Source organism: Streptomyces paromomycinus (assembly GCF_003865155.1).
In the GTDB taxonomy this organism is placed as follows: Bacteria; Actinomycetota; Actinomycetes; order Streptomycetales; family Streptomycetaceae; genus Streptomyces; species Streptomyces chrestomyceticus.
In genome coordinates, this window is the sequence record NZ_BHZD01000001.1 from 6,680,972 (window position 1) to 6,698,435 (window position 17,464).

13 protein-coding genes, 3 tRNA genes and 1 pseudogene are annotated in these 17,464 nt (G+C 72.6%); 15 read left to right on the forward strand and 2 right to left on the reverse strand.

The window, feature by feature from the left end; translation table 11 throughout:
- Window positions 1-61 precede the first annotated feature (61 nt).
- From OEIGOIKO_RS28630 to OEIGOIKO_RS28640, 3 genes are all read left to right on the forward strand, one after another.
- The gene (locus tag OEIGOIKO_RS28630; protein ID WP_125056432.1) at window positions 62-1,024 is read left to right on the forward strand and encodes a pyridoxal-phosphate dependent enzyme; all 963 of its coding nucleotides are present in this window, start codon (window positions 62-64) and stop codon (window positions 1,022-1,024) included.
- Between the two features lie 111 nt (window positions 1,025-1,135).
- A complete protein-coding gene (gene dnaG, locus OEIGOIKO_RS28635; RefSeq protein WP_125056434.1) occupies window positions 1,136-3,049 on the forward strand; it encodes a DNA primase in 1,914 nt (637 codons plus the stop codon).
- A gap of 268 nt (window positions 3,050-3,317) precedes the next feature.
- Window positions 3,318-4,514 (forward strand): RNA polymerase sigma factor, encoded by a 1,197-nt coding sequence (locus tag OEIGOIKO_RS28640; RefSeq protein WP_031013466.1) that lies wholly within the window; start codon window positions 3,318-3,320, stop codon window positions 4,512-4,514.
- Window positions 4,515-4,548: 34 nt separating this feature from the next.
- Here OEIGOIKO_RS28640 and OEIGOIKO_RS28645 read toward each other — a convergent pair whose 3' ends face one another.
- Together OEIGOIKO_RS28645 and OEIGOIKO_RS28650 are read right to left on the reverse strand one after the other, a co-directional pair.
- On the reverse strand, window positions 4,549-5,988 hold the full coding sequence (locus tag OEIGOIKO_RS28645) for an FGGY family carbohydrate kinase (RefSeq protein WP_125056436.1): 1,440 nt from the start codon (window positions 5,986-5,988) through the stop codon (window positions 4,549-4,551).
- Between the two features lie 316 nt (window positions 5,989-6,304).
- Window positions 6,305-6,604, reverse strand: coding sequence for a YtxH domain-containing protein (locus OEIGOIKO_RS28650; protein ID WP_125047183.1), 300 nt, complete (start codon window positions 6,602-6,604; stop codon window positions 6,305-6,307).
- 287 nt (window positions 6,605-6,891) lie between these two features.
- Here OEIGOIKO_RS28650 and OEIGOIKO_RS28655 point away from each other — a divergent pair.
- The 12 genes and pseudogenes from OEIGOIKO_RS28655 (at window position 6,892) to OEIGOIKO_RS28710 (ending at window position 17,437) form a co-directional block, all read left to right on the forward strand.
- Window positions 6,892-6,964, forward strand: a tRNA-Asn gene (locus tag OEIGOIKO_RS28655).
- 5 nt (window positions 6,965-6,969) lie between these two features.
- A tRNA-Asn gene (locus OEIGOIKO_RS28660) sits at window positions 6,970-7,042 on the forward strand.
- 180 nt (window positions 7,043-7,222) lie between these two features.
- A tRNA-Ile gene (locus tag OEIGOIKO_RS28665) sits at window positions 7,223-7,299 on the forward strand.
- 1,244 nt (window positions 7,300-8,543) lie between these two features.
- A complete protein-coding gene (locus OEIGOIKO_RS28670; RefSeq protein ID WP_218040010.1) occupies window positions 8,544-9,740 on the forward strand; it encodes an MFS transporter in 1,197 nt (398 codons plus the stop codon).
- A gap of 72 nt (window positions 9,741-9,812) precedes the next feature.
- Entirely contained in the window at window positions 9,813-11,045 is a 1,233-nt protein-coding gene (locus OEIGOIKO_RS28675; RefSeq protein WP_125056439.1) for a sedoheptulose 7-phosphate cyclase, read from the forward strand.
- Window positions 11,042-11,617 (forward strand): annotated as a pseudogene (locus OEIGOIKO_RS43590) (serine hydrolase domain-containing protein); the annotation flags it as partial. The gene OEIGOIKO_RS28675 and the pseudogene OEIGOIKO_RS43590, both read left to right, overlap by 4 nt.
- A gap of 116 nt (window positions 11,618-11,733) precedes the next feature.
- The gene (locus OEIGOIKO_RS43595) at window positions 11,734-12,219 is read left to right on the forward strand and encodes a serine hydrolase (RefSeq protein ID WP_281288438.1); all 486 of its coding nucleotides are present in this window, start codon (window positions 11,734-11,736) and stop codon (window positions 12,217-12,219) included.
- On the forward strand, window positions 12,216-13,067 hold the full coding sequence (locus OEIGOIKO_RS28690; RefSeq protein ID WP_170251892.1) for a TIGR03619 family F420-dependent LLM class oxidoreductase: 852 nt from the start codon (window positions 12,216-12,218) through the stop codon (window positions 13,065-13,067). Before OEIGOIKO_RS43595 ends, OEIGOIKO_RS28690 begins: the two co-directional genes overlap by 4 nt.
- A 2-nt stretch (window positions 13,068-13,069) precedes the next feature.
- On the forward strand, window positions 13,070-14,665 hold the full coding sequence (locus tag OEIGOIKO_RS28695; protein WP_125056444.1) for an FAD-binding oxidoreductase: 1,596 nt from the start codon (window positions 13,070-13,072) through the stop codon (window positions 14,663-14,665).
- Complete coding sequence (locus OEIGOIKO_RS28700; RefSeq protein WP_125056446.1) at window positions 14,665-15,339, forward strand: HAD-IA family hydrolase; 675 nt, start codon at window positions 14,665-14,667, stop codon at window positions 15,337-15,339. The genes OEIGOIKO_RS28695 and OEIGOIKO_RS28700 overlap by 1 nt, the downstream gene beginning before the upstream one ends.
- On the forward strand, window positions 15,336-16,310 hold the full coding sequence (locus tag OEIGOIKO_RS28705) for an ROK family protein (protein ID WP_125056447.1): 975 nt from the start codon (window positions 15,336-15,338) through the stop codon (window positions 16,308-16,310). Before OEIGOIKO_RS28700 ends, OEIGOIKO_RS28705 begins: the two co-directional genes overlap by 4 nt.
- 17 nt (window positions 16,311-16,327) lie before the next feature.
- Window positions 16,328-17,437, forward strand: a complete 1,110-nt coding sequence (locus tag OEIGOIKO_RS28710; RefSeq protein WP_125056449.1) for an alcohol dehydrogenase catalytic domain-containing protein — start codon at window positions 16,328-16,330, stop codon at window positions 17,435-17,437.
- Window positions 17,438-17,464 lie beyond the last annotated feature (27 nt).

Genomic DNA, 17,464 nt, shown 5'->3' on the forward strand with positions numbered 1-17,464 from the left:
TCCGCGCGCCCGGCGCAGCAGCCCCCCGCACCGCAGCCGACGCCCAGGGAGACACCCACCCGTGAGCGGAGCCACCGTCACGCTCGACGACGTCCAGGACGCCGCCGCCCGCATCAAGGGCGTCGTCCACCGCACCCCCGTACTGCGTTCCCGCACCCTCGACGCCCTCGTAGGCGCCGAGGTGCACCTCAAGTGCGAGAACTTCCAGCGGGCCGGCGCCTTCAAGTTCCGCGGCGCCTACCACGCCATGTCGCGGCTGGCGCCGGAGCAGCTCGCCCGCGGCGTCGCGGCGTTCTCCTCCGGCAACCACGCCCAGGCGGTCGCCCTGGCCGCCCGGGAGCTGGGCAGCAGCGCCGTCATCCTCATGCCGGAGGACGCGCCGCGCTCCAAACGGGACGCGACCGAGGGCTACGGCGCCGAGATCGTCACGTACGACCGCTACACCGGCGACCGGGCCGCGATCGGTGCGCGGCTCGCCGCCGAACGCGGCCTCGCCCTGATCCCGCCGTACGACCATCCGCACGTCATCGCCGGGCAGGGCACCGCCGCCCTGGAGCTGATCGAGGAGACCGGCCCGCTGGACGCCCTGCTCACCCCGGTCGGCGGGGGCGGCCTGACGGCGGGCTCGGCCGTCGCCGCCACCGCGCTCGTCCCCGGCATCCGCATGATCGGCGTCGAGCCGGAGACCGGGGACGACACCCGGCGCTCGCTGGCGGCCGGCGAGCGGGTCCGCATCCCCGTACCGCGCACCATCGCCGACGGGCAGGCGCTGCCGGAGCCCGGCGAACTGACGTTCCCGATCAACCGGCGGCTGCTGGACTCGGTGGTGCTGGTCGGCGACGACGAGATCAAGGCCGCGATGCGGCTGGCCTTCGAACGGCTGAAGATCGTCACCGAGCCGAGCGGGGCGACCGCGCTGGCCGCCCTGCTGGCCGGTGCCGTCGACCCGCTGCCGCGCCGGGTCGGGGTGGTGATCTCGGGCGGCAACATCGGGCTGGACCGTTTTCTGGAGCTGATGGCCTGAGGGCCGCCGTCCCGGGCGTACCGGGCGTTCCGGCCGGTTTCCGGACGGCCCGTCGCCCGCCGCCGGGCGGGCCCGGCGGGGACTGTCGTACCCCACCCGTAGAATTCAGGGGTGGCTGGCAGGATCAACGATGACGACGTGAAGGCGGTGCGGGACGCGGTCCCGATCGACGCCGTCGTGTCCGAGTACCTCCAGCTGCGGAACGCCGGCGGCGGCAACCTCAAGGGCCTGTGCCCGTTCCACGACGAGAAGTCCCCGTCGTTCCACGTCAGCCCGGCCAAGGGCCTCTACCACTGCTTCGGCTGCCAAGAGGGCGGGGACGTCGTCGACTTCATCATGAAGCTCGACCACCTCTCCTTCGCCGAGACCATCGAGCGCCTCGCCTCCCAGGCCGGCATCACGCTGCGCTACGAGGAGGGCGGCTACGCCCCGGGCCGCCAGCAGGGCGAGCGCACCCGCCTGGTCGAGGCCCACAAGATCGCCGCGCAGTACTACACCGAGCAGCTCGACAGCCCCGAGGCCGAGATCGGCCGCAAGTTCCTCGCCGACCGCGGCTTCGACCAGGCCGCCGCCCAGCACTTCGGCGTCGGCTACAGCCCGGCCGGCTGGGACCACCTCACCCGGTTCCTGCGCGGCCGCGGCTTCAGCGACCAGGAGCTGATCCTCTCCGGCCTCTCCCAGGACGGCCGCCGCGGCCCCATCGACCGCTTCCGCGGCCGCCTGATGTGGCCGATCCGGGACATCGCCGGCGAGGTCGTCGGCTTCGGCGCCCGCAAACTGCGCGACGACGACAACGGCCCCAAGTACCTGAACACCCCGGAGACGCCCCTCTACCGCAAGTCCCAGGTCCTGTACGGCATCGACCTCGCCAAGAAGGAGATCGCCAAGACCAACCGGGCGGTCGTCGTCGAGGGGTACACCGACGTCATGGCCTGCCACCTGGCCGGCGTCCGCACCGCCATCGCCACCTGCGGCACCAGCTTCGGCGAGGGCCACATCAAGATCCTCCGCCGGCTGCTGATGGACAACTCCGGCTCCGAGGTCGTCTTCACCTTCGACGGCGACGCGGCCGGCCAGAAGGCCGCGCTGCGCGCCTTCGAGGACGACCAGAAGTTCGCCGCCCAGACCTCCATCGCCATCACCCCCGGCGGCATGGACCCCTGCGACCTGCGCCTGGCCCAGGGCGACGCCGCCGTCGCCGGCCTGGTGGAGTCCCGTACGCCGCTGTTCGAGTTCGCGCTGCGCCAGGTCGTCGCCCGGCACAACCTCGACACGACGGTGGGCCGCGCCGCCGCCCTCGACGAGGCGGCGCCCATCGTCGCCAATATCAAGAACAGCTCCATCCAGCACGAGTCCGCCGTGCAGCTGGCCGGGATGCTCGGCATCCTCGACACCCAGTTCGTCGTCCGCCGGGTCGGCCAGCTCGCCCGCTGGGCCCGCGAGCGCGGCCGGGACGGCCAGGACCCGTCCCGTACGGGCCGCCGCGCCGGACCGCAGGCCCCCGAGGCCGCCCAGGCCCCGGCCGGCCCGCGCGGCCCCGCCCTGAACCTCCGCAGCCCCGCCCACCGCGTCGAACGGGAACTGCTCAAGCTGGCCCTCCAGCGCCCCGACCTGGTCTCGCCCGCCTTCGACGCGTACGGCGCCGACGAGTTCACCGCGCCCCCGTACGCCACCGTGCGCCGCTGCATCGAGGACGCGGGCGGCGCCCTGTCCGCCGGGGGCGACAACACCTACCTCGCCCGGGTCCGCGAGGCCGCCCCCGACGACACGGTCCGCGCCATGGTCACCGAGCTGGCCGTGGAGCCGCTGCACACCCGCCGCGACCCCGACGAGGCGTACGCGGGCGTCCAGTTGGTCGCCGTCCGGCTGGCCGCCGTCAACCGCCGCGTCACGGAGATCCGCGGCGCCCTCCAGCGCCTCGGCCCGAACGCCGACCCCCAGCACCTGGCCGCCGTCCAGAACGAACTCTGGGTCCTCCAGCAGTACGGCCAGTCCCTCCGCGAACGCGGCTACGCGGCGCTGTAACCGCCCGGGACCGGCAGGCGGGCACCGGAAAGCCGCCGCCCGCGCGAAGGGGCCCGTACGCGCTCCCGGCGGCCGTGGACGCGTGGCGTGCGGCCCCCTGCCCGGGACACGGCCGCGAACGCCCGGCATCCCCGTACCCGCACCCCCGCACCCCCGCACCCGCATCCCCGTACCCACCCCGCCGTAGCCGCCCGGTCACCGTCCGGACCCAAAAAGTGCCCGCACGCCCCTCGTGGCGGGACTGTGTCGTACTCCACACTGAGGAGCGGTGCCTGAGTCCTCGGAGCGCGGCGGGTCCGGACGTACGGAACCGGAAACCCCCGCGGAACCGCTCTTGATGTACGGGACGGACAGCGGCTCGGCCGCAGACGGTCCCGGCCTTTCCGCCGCCTCAGCAGCGATCACACTGGAGGTCGCCCCCGTGCAGACCCGGACCCTCGCCGACGCGCCGGCCGCGGAACCGGCCACCGTGCCGCAGCAGGCCGAGCCGCCCGCGCCCGAAATCCTCGTGGAGGAGATCGCCCCGGAGCCGCCGCCGCGCGCCGAGGCCGGCGGCCCCTCCTCCGACCTGTTCCGCCAGTACCTGCGCGAGATCGGCCGGATACCGCTGCTCACCGCCGTGGAGGAGGTCGAACTGGCCCGCCGCGTGGAAGCCGGCCTGTTCGCCGAGGAACGGCTGCGGCTCGCCCCCGACCTGGACTCCCAACTCGCCCTGGACCTCGACAAGCTGGTCGTCCTCGGCCGGATGGCCAAGCGCCGCCTCATCGAGGCCAACCTGCGCCTGGTCGTCTCCGTCGCCAAGCGCTACGTCGGCCGCGGCCTGACCATGCTCGACCTCGTCCAGGAGGGCAACCTCGGGCTGATCCGCGCCGTGGAGAAGTTCGACTACGCCCGCGGCTACAAATTCTCCACCTACGCCACCTGGTGGATCCGCCAGGCCATGTCCCGCGCCCTGGCCGACCAGGCCCGCACGATCCGCGTCCCGGTGCACGTCGTCGAACTGATCAACCGGGTCGTCCGGGTCCAGCGCCGGATGCTCCAGGAACGCGGCTACGAGCCCACCCCCGAGGAGGTCGCCGCCCAGCTCGACCTGCCCCCCGAACGGGTCAGCGAGGTGCTGCGCCTGGCCCAGGAGCCGGTCTCCCTGCACGCCCCCGTGGGCGAGGAGGACGACGTCGCCCTCGGCGACCTCATCGAGGACGGCGACGCCGCGTCCCCCGTCGAGTCGGCGGCCTTCCTGCTCCTGCGCGAACACCTCGAAGCGGTCCTGTCCACCCTCGGCGAACGGGAACGCAAGGTCGTCCAGCTGCGCTACGGCCTCGTCGACGGCCGCCCCCGCACCCTGGAGGAGATCGGCCGGATCTTCGGCGTCACCCGCGAACGCATCCGCCAGATCGAGTCCAAGACCCTGAACAAACTCCGCGACCACGCCTTCGCGGACCAGCTGCGGGGCTACCTGGACTGAAGGCTGTTCGCCCCCTGAGTCCCTTACCTCCTCCTCACTGTGCGGAGAGAAACGCTCCCGCGTAGCTCTCCTCCCGCACCGCGATGTACTGCTGGCGCACCGCCTGCCCGACCGGCAGGTCCTCACCCGGCTCGAACACCTGGCTGGCCGCCGCGGGCCAGCGCGGCGGCTCGTGCGGAGCCAGCGTGCCGTGCGCCGCGCCCAGCGCCCAGGCCGCCTGCCGCGCCGCGCCCAGCGCCGCGTAGTCCGCCGGCTGCGGCACCACGACCTGCGCACCGAACAGTCCCGGCGCCGCCGCCTGCACCGCGCCCAGCTCCGCCGCCGCGCCCAGCAGGAACACCCGGCGCACCTCGACGCCCCGCCCGCGCAGCACGTCCAGCGCGTCCGCGAGACCGCACAGCATGCCTTCGAAGGCCGCCCGCGCCAGATGCTCCGGCTTCATGCTCTCCCGCCGCAGCCCGTGCAGCGAGCCCGCCGTGTGCGGCAGGTGCGGCGTCCGCTCGCCCTCCAGGTACGGCAGCAGCACCATGCCGTACGAGCCGGGCGTCGACTTCAGCGCCAGCTCGGACAGCCCCTGGAGATCGGTGCCCAGCATCTCGGCCGTGCCGCGCAGCACCCGTACCGCGTTGCTCGTGTGCACCACCGGCAGATGCATCCCCGTCGCGTCGGCGAACGAGGTGATCGTGCCGTTGGAGTCCGCCAGCGCCTCGTGATGGATGCCGAAGACCGAGCCCGAGGCGCCCAGCGACACCACCGCGTCACCCGCACCGACCCCCAGGCCGAACGCCGCGGCCATCGTCTCGCCCGTCCCGGCGGAGATCAGCAGCCCCTCGGGCGTGAACCCGGCGGTACCGGACGGCCCCAGCACCTCCGGCAGCCGCACCTGGTGCCCGAGCGCCAGCTCCACCAGATCCGGCCGGTACGCACCGGCCGCCGCCGACCAGTACCCGGTGCCGGACGCGCCGCCCCGGTCCGTCGTACGCCGCGCCGGGCGCCCCAGCAGCTGCCACACCAGCCAGTCGTGCGGCTGCAGGACCTCGGCGACCCGCGCCGCGTTCGCCGGCTCGTTCCGCGCCAGCCAGCGCAGCTTCGTCAGCGGCTGCGCGGCGTGCGGCACGGCACCGACGGCCTGCGTCCAGGCGGCCCGCCCGCCGAGCGCGTCGATCAGGTCGGCCGCCGCGCTCTGCGCCCGCTTGTCGTTCCCGACCAGCGCCGCCCGCACGAGAGCACCGTCCGCGTCCAGCGGCAGCAGCCCCTGCTGCTGGGCGGAGACCCCGATCGCCTGCACACCCTCCAGCAGCCCGTTGCCCGCGGCCTCGCCGAGTGACATCAGCCACGCCTGCGGGTCGATCTCGTGTCCCTTTTCGGCGGGGTGCGGCGCGTACCCCTGCCTGATGACGGCACCCGTGTCCGCGTCGCAGACGACGATCCGTGTGCTCTCGGACGAACTGTCCAGCCCGGCGACTATCCCCATGCCCCCAGATGATGCCCCATGGACGGGACGGGACGGCTGCCAGGTTCACACCCTTGGGGCAGGCGGCCGGGCACGAGGCCAGGGCCGGGGCGCCGCGCGGGCGACCGGTCCTCCCTGGCCGTCCGCGCGGGTCACCGGTCCTCCCTGGCCGTCCGCGCGGGTCACCGGTTCTCCCCGGCCGTCCGCGCGGGCGACCGGTTCTCCCCGGCCGTCCGCGCGGGTCTTCGCTCAGGTCTCGGCGGGTCTTCGCTCAGGTCTCGGCGAGTCTTCGCTCAGGTCTCGGCGAGTCTTCGCTCAGATGTCGACGGGGCTTCGCTCAGGTGTTGCTCGTCCCCCAGTCGTCCTCACCGCTGCCGCGCTGCTCGCGCAGCGCACGGATGCGCTCCGCCACAGGTCCCGGCATCCGGTCCCCGACCTTGGCGGACACCTTGTCGAACGCCTTGGTGGCCACCTCGCGGCCGCCGAGCGCGGCGGACTCCGCGGTGTTCCGGACGGCCGGGTTCTGCGCGATCCGCCGGGCACTCTTACGGAGCTGCTCGTACCGCTCCCGGCCCGCCTTGCTGCCGAGCACGTATCCGATGGCCAGTCCCGTGATGAACGTCAGCCGGTAGCGCATCGTCGCTCCACCTTCCCTCTCGTCGGTCTCGCTCGCGCGCACTGTGCAGGGGCCCACCGGGCCGTACCGCCCGTCCACCCGCGCGTCCACCGGGCTGAGCTGCCCGTCTGCCCGCGGGCCGCGGGGCTGTGCTGCCCGCCTACCCGCGGACCAGAAGATCATCCGGGACCACCCGCGGCCATACCGATTGGCGGAGCACCCCCCTGCTTGCGCTAATGTATGTGCAGCAGCGAGCGCACGCCGTCCGGAGCCCCCGGATCGGAGTGCATTCGAGGCACACAGAGCATTCCCCTGTAGCTCAATTGGCAGAGCAGCCGGCTGTTAACCGGCAGGTTACTGGTTCGAGTCCAGTCGGGGGAGCTCGGTCCCCTGTAGCTCAATTGGCAGAGCATTCGGCTGTTAACCGGAGGGTTACTGGTTCGAGTCCAGTCGGGGGAGCAGGACGGAAGAGGACCCCCGAGGGGGTCCTCTTTTCTGTGCGCGGGAACCGAACACCCGGCAGTCGAAGTCCTCTTGGACGTGCATGGCCGCCCAACGAGGACCCACCCGCGCAACAGATCGTATGAGCGGCTATGCTGCGGCAGACGGCGCGCACAAATGTGCGCGGCGCGCCGTATCGGGGCGGTAGCTCAGCCGGTTAGAGCAGCGGACTCATAATCCGTCGGCCGTGGGTTCGAGTCCCACCCGCCCCACCAAAGAATCGTTCTGACCTGCGCGAACGTGGTCGGAGAGGCCGATTGCGTGCGGCGTTTGCCTCGGAGTGGTGAGGCAGACGTGGGCCTGTGTGGCCCGGTCGAGACTCCGATCTCCTGGTGATCTGGGGTTTTGGAGTGGCGCCGGGGTGGAAGTCGTGGTTGATGCGCCCACGGTTGTTGGGGAAGGCACCCGACCCGGGACGAACGAGAACTCGTTGTGATCCTCACTCGGCCAGGGCCTGTGTTGCCCGTCTCGCAGCCAGAAGCACTGTCGCGACCGTCGCGGCTCCGAGGGCGGCGATGTGACGTGCCCCGCTTGCGTCCTTCCGGGGAAGGGTCGGACGGCGGTAAAGCCGTATGCGATGACAGCACGGCGCCGACGAGGCCCGGCGGCCGCCGATGAGGCCGGGCGGCCGGTGATCAGGCGGCGGCGGGATATTTCCATCGCGTCGGCGACGATCGGCCGGCCGATGACGAGGGGGCATCGAAGGTCCCGCCTTCCGTGGCGTTCGGATCAGTTCCGTGCGCGCGGGGACCACGCTCCGGGTGTCATCGTCCCGGTCACGTGCTCGCCGGTCGGTGGCCCGGTGGTGAGGTCGACCGGCCGGGCCGGGTGGGTCCGTATCCAGGCCACGGCCTGACCGTCTGGACGGGATCCGCGCTTTATGCCGGGGCCACGCATTCCTGTTCTGCGGGCTGCGGTTCATGCACGGGGTGTCGTCGACCTCGGTTACGAACCGCGCGCCCAGCGACCCCGTCTCGTCCACGACGGTACGCGCGGCCCGCTCCAGCGGCGCCGCGCCGAGAGCGCCGGTGGTCTCGTAGTGGTCGCCCACGTTGTACGGCATGCCGACCGGTTTCGGGGCTTGGGAGGTTCAGGTCTCCAACTGGCCTGCTGTTGAAGGCATTCGCGCGTTGTGGGCCCCATGTGCATCCGAAGGGGCGGGCTGCCGTCCGTCCGAAGGGGCGGTGGTGGGATGCCGTCCCGGCGTCGGACGCGTCCGCGGCCCCGGGAGCAACGGCTGCACCGGACGGCCGCGCGCCCGGCTGGGTCAGGGTGTCGGCGACCCGGTCGCGCCCGGCGTCGAGCCGTACTCGAACAACCGCACCGCGGCGGATTCTGCTCCTGCGGCCCGTGGCTCACGTCACACGTTCAGTGATTAGCACCTCACATCATGTCAGGCTATAGCGTCACCGCCATGATTCAGCTAGGCAGCCGAGAAACAGCCAGAAAGCTGCTCTTCGTGGCTTTTGTCATCGGGGCTTTCGCTCTGGGTACCAGTGAGAACGTGGTGGCCGGCATCCTGCCCGACATCGCGCACGGCCTCGGGGTCACCGAGGGGTCGGCGGGGCTGCTGGTCACCGCCTATGCCGGTACGGTCACGGTGGCCGGGCCGGTCGTGACCCTGTTCCTCGACGGGGTCGGAGCCAAGAAGCTGGTGACCCTGTCGATCGCCCTGTACCTGGCCGGTTCGGTGCTGGCGGTGGTCTCCACCTCCTTCACCGTCGTGGTCGTCGCCCGTGTCCTGACCGGGCTGGTGCACACCACCATCATGGTGGTCTTCATGACCACGGCGATGCGGCTGGCCGAGCCCGGCAAGGAGGCGTCGGCCGCGGCGACCATCACCCTCGGACTGTCGGTGGCCACCGTGCTCGGTGTGCCGATCGGCGTCTTCGTGGGCCAGCACCTCGCGTGGCAGGCCGCCTTCGCGCTGGTGGCGGTGCTCGCCGCGGTGAGCCTGGCGGTGGTGCTCGTGGCCTTCCCGGCGGACCCGGACGCCCCCTCCCCGGATCCGGCCGGCGGCAAGCTGGCCAGCCTGCGCGGGCTGGGCCGCCCCCAGGTCGTCCTCGGGGCGGTGACCACCGCGCTGACCGGTATGGCGGCGCTGACCGTGGTGACCTATGTGGCGCCGTTCCTCACCCAGGGCGCGGGGGTCGACGGTTCGCTGCTCGTATGGATCATGCTGGCGTACGGGATCGGCTGCATCCTCGGCAACACGCTCGGCGGCCGGCTGGCCAACGGCAAGGTCGTCCAGGCCATGGCCGCCACCGTCACCGGAACGCTCCTCGTACTGGCCCTGCTGGCCCTGGTGTCCGGCAACACCCTCGGGTCCGTCGTCCTCACCGTCCTCGTCGGACTCGCCTACTTCGCCACCTTCCCGGCGCTGAACACCTGGGTCGCCACCAATTCCCAGGGGCTCTCGCCCAACCTGGCCCTGGCGCTCAACAGCTCCGCCTTCAACATCGGGATCGCCGCCGCCGGCTGGCTGGGCTCCGCCTACCTGAACTCCGGCCGCGCCGTCGAGCACCTCCCGCTCCTCGCGCTGCCCCCGGCCGCCCTGGCCTCCGCCCTCGCCTGGTACCTGGTGCGTACCTACGGCCCCCGCGCCGAGGCGCGGCGTGCGGCCGCCGTCGAGGCAGGCGCACCGGCCGGCACCTGAGCGCGCGACAGACCTTTTCCGCCCTCCGTCGGACAACGGAGTCCGACACACCTTGAACCGATGGAGATTCCCATGCCTTCCCCGACCCCGACGACCCCGTCCTACAGACACGAGCTCAGCCGCCGCCCCGGCGGCCGCTGGCGGGTCGACGCGGTCAAGCAGGTGTCCTACGAGGTCCTCGTACGACGCGACCTGCTGGCCGTCGAGGACCCGTACCTGGCCCGTGCCCTCCGCGACTGCGTGACCGGCTCCGGGACCCCCAGCGACCGACGGCTGCTGATCGTCGACCGGACCGTCGAGACCCTGTACGGCCAGGCCATCGACGCCTACTTCGCGGCGCACGGCTTCGCGGCGGCCAAGCTCGTCCTCGACGCCCACGAGCAGGTCAAGGACTGGAACAGCGTGGAGGCCGTCCTCGCGGCCATGGACGACTTCGGCGTCGACCGGCGCCGGGAGCCCGTCATCGCGATCGGCGGCGGCGTGCTGTGCGACGTCGTCGGGTTCGCCGCCAGCATCTACCGGCGCGGCACCCCGTACGTCCGTATCCCCACCACGCTGATCGGCCTGATCGACGCGGGCGTGGGCGTGAAGACCGGAGTGAACCACCGGTCCGGGAAGAACCGTATCGGCACTTACGCCCAGCCGCTGCTGAGCCTGCTGGACACCAGCTTCCTCGGCACGCTCCCGGCACGGCATCTCAGCAACGGCCTGGCGGAGATCCTCAAGGTCGCCCTGGTGAAGTCCGACGCGCTGTTCACCTCGCTGGAGCGTGCCGCGCGGTGCGGGACACGGTCCCTGTTCGACGACCCCTTCCACGCCGACCTCGCCGAGTACATCACCTACGAGTCGATCCACCTGATGCTGGAGGAACTGCAGCCCAACCTCTGGGAAGCGGTCCTGGAACGCTGTGTGGACTACGGGCACACCTTCAGCCCCACGGTCGAGATGCACTCGGTCGCCGAACTCCTGCACGGCGAGGCGGTGGCCGTCGACATGGCCCTCACCACCGGCCTCTCCGTCGGCCGCGGCCTGATGAGCGAGGAGGAGGGCGTACGGGTCCTCAGGGCGATGCGCGGGCTCGGACTGAACCCGTGGAACGACGCGCTCGGCAACCACGACCTGCTGTGCAGGGCCCTGGAGGACACCGTGCGTCACCGGGACGGACTGCAGCGGCTGCCGCTCACCCGCGGCATCGGCGGGCACGTCTTCGTCAACGACGTGACGCCCGCGGAGATCGCGGCCGGCGTCGCGTTCGTCGCCGCCCATGCCCCGGCGGCCGACGAACTCCAGGAGGCCGCGGTATGACCGGCACCCAGGTGAACGGCTACACGGCAGCCGGTTTCGAAGGCGTCCGCGCCTGCTTCGAGACGAATCTGCGGGAGGTGGAGACCGGCGCGGCCTTCGCCGTCTACCACCACGGCCGCGCCGTCGTGGACCTGTGGGGCGGCACGGCGGACGAGGCGACCGGCCGTGCCTGGACCGAGCAGACCAGGGCACAGATCTTCTCCGGCTCCAAGGGGATCATCGCCGCGACCCTCCTGCGGCTGTGCGACGCCGGCGTCCTGGCGCTCGACGAGCCCGTCGCCCGCTACTGGCCGGAGTTCGCGGCGCACGGCAAGGAGCACGTCACCGTCGGCGACTGCGCGACGTACAGCGCCGGCCTGCCCGCGATCACCAGCCGCGTCGTCGATCTGGGCGATCTGGGCGACGCGCGGCTGATGGCCGAGCTCCTCGCCGGCCAGGCACCCGTGCCGGCGCCCCGTCTCCTCTACGGGCCCTGGACCTTGGGCTGGCTCCTGGACGAGCTGACGCTGCGGACGACCGGTCTGACCCTGCGCGACTTCTTCCGCAAGGAGGTGGCCGCACCGCACGGGCTGGCCATCGACTGGGGTCTGCGCCCCGCCGCCGGGGTGGCCTCCATCGTGTACGACGACGCGTTCGCCGCCCAGTACGACCGGTTCAACACCAGCGACGACCCGCTCGTACGGGCGACCTGGGCCAACCCCGTCCCCTTCCCCAAGGGGGCGTGGTGTGGAACGACGCCGCCCTGCGCGACGCGTACATCCCCGCGGCGAACATCGTGGGCACCGCGCGGGACATCGCCCGCCTGTACGCCCTGATCATCGAGGACCTGCACCGGCCCGACGGCGTACCGGGCAACCTGGCGCGTTCCTCGACGGTCCGCGCGGCCCTCACGCCGTACGTGCGGCAGGAGGACCCCATGCTCGGTTTCCCCTTCGCCTACGGGCGCGGCGGTTTCCGCCTCAAGGGCACTCCCCGTACCGGCGTCGACGCCGACATGTTCGGACACGACGGCGGCGGCGGTTCCGCGCACTTCGGCTGGCCGGGCGCCGGGATCGCCCTGTCCTACACCCCCAACCGGCTGCTGGACATCGGCAACGACGACCACCGCGCCGGATCCCTCATCCGGGCCCTGAAGACATCACTGCACCAACTGGAGATGGCGGCAACAGCGTGAAGATCAGTGTTTCCGTCTTCCAGACGACCGGTACGGCCCCGGTGGGCGACCTCGCGCGCCGCCTCGAAGACACCGGCTACGACGCCCTGTACTTCTGCGAACACACCCACCAGTCCCTGCGGTTCGCCCGGCAGGCCCCGGACCTGGAGCCGCGCTTCCGGGAAACCTTCGACCCGTTCGTGGCCGCCCATGCCGCGGCCGCGGTGACGGAGCGACTGCGCGTGGGCTCCGCCATCACGCTGCTCGCCCAGCACGAGCCGATCGCCATGGCCAAGCGCCTCGCCACCCTCGACCGGGTCATCGGCGGCCGGCTGGACGTCGGCGTGGGAGCCGGGTGGATCGAGGACGAGATGCGCACGCACGGCGTCGACCCGCGGCGCCGGAACGCCCGGCTGACGGAGCACGCGCTGGCGGTGCGGGCACTGTGGTCGGGAGAACCGACGACCGTCTCCTCCGAGCACGTCTCCTTCGAGGACATCGTCGTGCACCCGACGCCCCTCCAGCAGCCCGGCCCGCCGATCTACGTGGGCGGCGCCGGCCCCCAGGCCTGCGCCCGGGTACGGGCCTTCGGCGACGGGTGGATGCCCGACTACGGTTCGGTCGGCCTGAAGGTCCTGCTGGAACGGCTCGGCGAGATACGGGAGGTGGCCCGTGAGCTGGGCCGGCACATCCCGGTCGTCGTGATGGGCGTGCCGCACGACCCGGACGTCGTCGCCGCGCTGGCCGAGGCCGGCGTCGACCAGGTCGCGACACTCGCCCCGTCGGCTCCGCTCCCGGAGATCGAGGCGTTCCTGGCCCCCTACGAGGCGGCCCTCAGAAGCGCCCTCGGCGTGAAGGTGGGGCCCTGACGATGACGCGACGCATCGGCCGGCGCGGTTTCCTCGCCGGGACCGCCGGCGCGGGGGCCGTTGGCCTGCTGTCCCGGCCCGCCGCTGCCGCGGGGGCTCCGGCCCCGGGCAGCGCTTCGGTACCGGTCGTACGGGAAGGGCGGGATCCGCAGTACGACTCGCTGCGTACCGGGTTCAACCGGCGCTTCGACGTCCGCCCCCAGGAGATCCTGACCCCGCGTACGGCCCCCGAGGCCGTCGCGGCGGTCCAGCGTGCCCTGGACGCGGGGCGCCGCTTCACCGTCTACGGCGGCGGCCACTGCTTCGAGGACTTCGTCCTCTCGCCGGACGTCCAGTGCCTCATTTCCATGGGCGCCCTGGACCGGGTGGCCCACGACGCCTCGCGCGGGGTGTACTCGGTGGGCGCGGGCGCTCGCCTGCTCAACGTCTACGACACCCTCTACCGCGACCACGGCGTGACCATCCCCGGGGGCGTCTGCTACTCCGTCGGCGTCGGCGGTCACGTCACCGGCGGAGGCTACGGCCTGCTGTCACGCCGGCACGGCCTGACCGTGGACCACCTGGCCGGGGTCGAGGTGGTGACGGTCGACGCACACCGCAAGGCGTCGCTGACCTACTGCCACCGCGGCCAGACCGGCGCGCTCGGTGACCTCTTCTGGGCGCACACCGGCGGCGGCGGAGGCAACTTCGGCGTCGTCACGCGCTTCGACTTCCGCACGCCCGGCGCGCCGCGCGGGCTGCCCTCCCCGCCGTCCTCGGTGCAGATCGTGACGTGTGACTGGCCGTGGGACGGGGTGGGGCCGGAGAAGTTCGCCGCCTTCCTCGACGTCTTCGCCGACTGGTGCGCCGACCACCACACCAGCGCGCCCGTCACCGACGCCGTCTTCCCCTGGCTGACCATCAGGCACCGCGACAACGGCGGCGTCGGCATGGTGATGCAGGTGTCCGACAGCGCGTCGACCGGCGTCGCGGACGACCTGGTCGAGCGACTGGGCGCGGCCCTCGGGTACGACGCCGGGCCCTCGTACGTGACGCGGGCCTGGATGCCGTGGATGAACTCGGTGCGGCTGATCGGCACCTCCAGCGACGAGAACAGCGACCCCAACCGCCGGGGCAAGCAAGGGTCGGCGAACTTCCGGGGACGCTTCACGAAGGTGCAGGCCGCGGAGATCCACCGGGCCCTGCACGAGCCGATCAAGGGATCGCTCTCCGCCGGTGTCGACGTGGCGGCCCTCGGCGGTGCCATCGCGCGCCCGGGGCCGCACGACACGGCCGTCTTCCAACGGGACGCCACGATGAAGATGCTGGTGCAGACGTTCTGGGCGGACCGGCGCCACGACGACGCGAACATCGCCTGGCTGCGCCGCGCGTACCACGGGATCTTCCGGGAGACCGGCGGTGTGCCCGTCTACAACTCCGTGACCGCCGGCAGCTACGTCAACTACCCCGACAGCGACCTGTCCGACGCCCGGTTCAACACCTCGGGCCTCTCGGCGGGAGAGCTGTACTACGGGGAGAACTACGCCAGGCTGCGCGAGGTCAAACGACGGTGGGATCCCACGAACGCCTTCCACCACGCCCAGTCGGTGGAGCCCTGATGCCCGGGACGACCGATTTCCCCTGTTCCGCCGTGCTGTTCGACATGGACGGCACACTGATCGACTCGGCCGCCTCCATCGAGCGGGCCTGGGCCGCCTTCGCCCGGCAGGAGGGGCTGCCCACCGACGCGGTCCTGGCCGCGCTGCCCGGGCGGACCGCCACGGACATCCTCACCGGCTTCCTGCCGGGGCCGGAAGCGGTGCGCTCCGGCGCCCGGCGCGTCCGGGAGATGCAGCGGTACTACGCGGACGACGTCCGTCCGCTGCCCGGCGCCCGTGAGCTGCTGGCCGCCCTCCCGCCCGACCGGTGGGCCGTGGTCACCGCCGCGTACGGAGAGATCGCCCGCGCCCGGCTGGCGGCGGCCGGCCTGCCGGTGCCCCGTGTGCTGGTCTCCGCCGAAACGGTCTCCCGCGGCAAACCGGACCCGGAGGGGTACGCGTACGCCGCGCGTCGCCTCGGGGTGCGGGCGCAGGACTGTGTGGTCTTCGAGGACGCCGACGTCGGCGTACGCGCCGGACAGGCGGCCGGATGCCGGTGCGTGGGCATCGGGGCGGACGCGTCGCGGGCTGACGCGTCCGTGGACGACCTGCGCGGCATCACGGTCACCGCCACCGGAGCCGGCCCGGTACGCCTGCGTCTGCCCGCCCGGTCCGCGGAAGGAGCCCGGCCATGACGGACAGCCTCCGCGAGCGGACGGACCCGCTGACGGGCTTCGACATCGGCGGGACGTGGCTGCGCCACCGCAGCGGGGACACGGTGACCCGCCGGCCCGCACCGAGCCTCCTCAACCACCCGGGGCTTTCCGTCGAGACGCTGTGGGACATGCTCGTCTGCGAACTGACCACCGCGGAGCCGCGGAACGGCCGGGTCGTGGTGTCCCTCGGGGCCGCCATGGACGACCTGACCTCCCAGGTCCACGGGTCGAGCCCGCTGTGGGGGGACGCCCGGCTGTCCCGGAACCTGCGTATGGAGCTGCGGCAGCGGCGGCCGGACGTCGAGTGGCACGTCCACAACGACGTCACCTGCGCGCTGGCCGACTTCGCCGCGCGCCTTCCGGCGGAGGCGGGACACGTCGGCTACCTGACCGTGAGCAGCGGTATCGCCCTGAAGATCGCGGACCTGGGCTCGCGTACCGTCACCGTCGACGGGAGCGGTCTGCAGGGCGAGATCGGACATCTGCCGGCCGCCGTCCCCGCCGGGCTCGGCCGCCTGCTCGACCTGCCCTGCGCGTGCGGGGGAGCGGGCCACGTCGCAGCGGTGTCCGCCGGACCCGCCATCCCGCGTGTGGCCAAGGCCCTGGGCCTGGAGCCGTTCGACGCGGCGGCGTTCCCGGGACGGCTGTCGGAAGGTGACACCGGTGCGTGGCACCTCCTGGACACCGTGACGTACCCCCTCGCCCAGGCGATCCGCTGGCTGTGGACGACACAGCCGCGGCTGACGGTGACGGGGATCGGCGGCGGCGTCGCCGAAGCGCTCGGGGCGCACTACCAGCGGTCTCTGGAAGGTCACCTGAACCGGGACGCCAACTACTCCCAGGGCGACGCCGGACGCCAGGTGGTCCGGGTGCTCGCCCCCGGCGAGACCGATCCGATCCGCGGTGCCCAGCTGCTGGCCGACGGCTTCCTGTCGGTGGTCAAGACATGAGTGGACGAAGGAGAGACATGACGACCCACCGGGCTGTCGTACGCCAGGGCGGCGCCAGCCGCGTGCAGGCCCGCCCCACCCCGGACCCGGGCCCCGGCGAGGTGCTGCTCGCGCCCGAGGCGGTCAGCCTGTGCGGTACCGACATCCAGATGCTGCGCGGGCTGCGGGACGACCCCTCACCGGTGCTGGGCCACGAGGGCGCGTGCCAGGTCGTCGCGGTCGGCGCCGGAGTCACCCGGGTCCGTCCCGGCGACCGTGTCGTGGTCAACCCCACGCACCCCGGCGACCCGTCGTTCCTGCTCGGCCACAACGTGGACGGCCTGTTCCAGCAGCGGGTGCTGATCGCGGCGTCCGCGGTGGAGGCGGGCCTGCTGGTGCCGATCGGGGACGCGCTGGGCTCCCACGAGGCGACCCTCGTCGAACCGCTCGCGGTCGTGGACTACGCCTGGCACTGTCTCGACCTCGCCCCCGGCGAGGAACTCGTCGTCGTGGGCGACGGGCTCATCGGAAACCTGGCCGCCGAGCGCGCCCGCCACCTGTTCGAGGACGTACGGGTGACACTCGTGCACACGAGCGACGCCGGCCTGGCCTGGTCCGAGCGGCATCTGGACCCGGCGATCCGCCACGTCCGCTGGCAGGACCTGTGCCCCGGCGAGGGCGATCCGCCCGCCCACGTCCTGATCGCCACCCACCGGGACCGCACCGTGGACGCCGTCGACCTGGCACACGAGCGGCTCGGCTCCTCGCTGCGCGCCTTCCATGTGATCGGCGGTGTGTACGGCGGAGCCGCCGGACGGCACTACCCGGGCGTGGACCTGTCCGGCGTACGGGCGGCGAACACCGGCGGTCCCCTGCCCCCGCGCCGCGTCACCTGGTCCGGCGGCACCGGGCCGGGTGTGCGCTTCACCGGCAACCGCGGGGTCACCGGCGCGGCGCTGGCGGCGGCCGCCGGTGAGCTGACGCGGCGGCCGGACCGCTACCGCCGTCTGCTGACGCACCGGCGCGCGCTGGAGAGCGGCACCGAGCTGATGAACCGCCTCGTCGACGGCGGACGGCTGGTCGACGGCGAACTCGTCGTACGCCTCGTCGTCGAGATGAACACCGATCTGCTGAAGGCCGACGCGTGACGGCCACGGCCGACCGAACTGTACGGG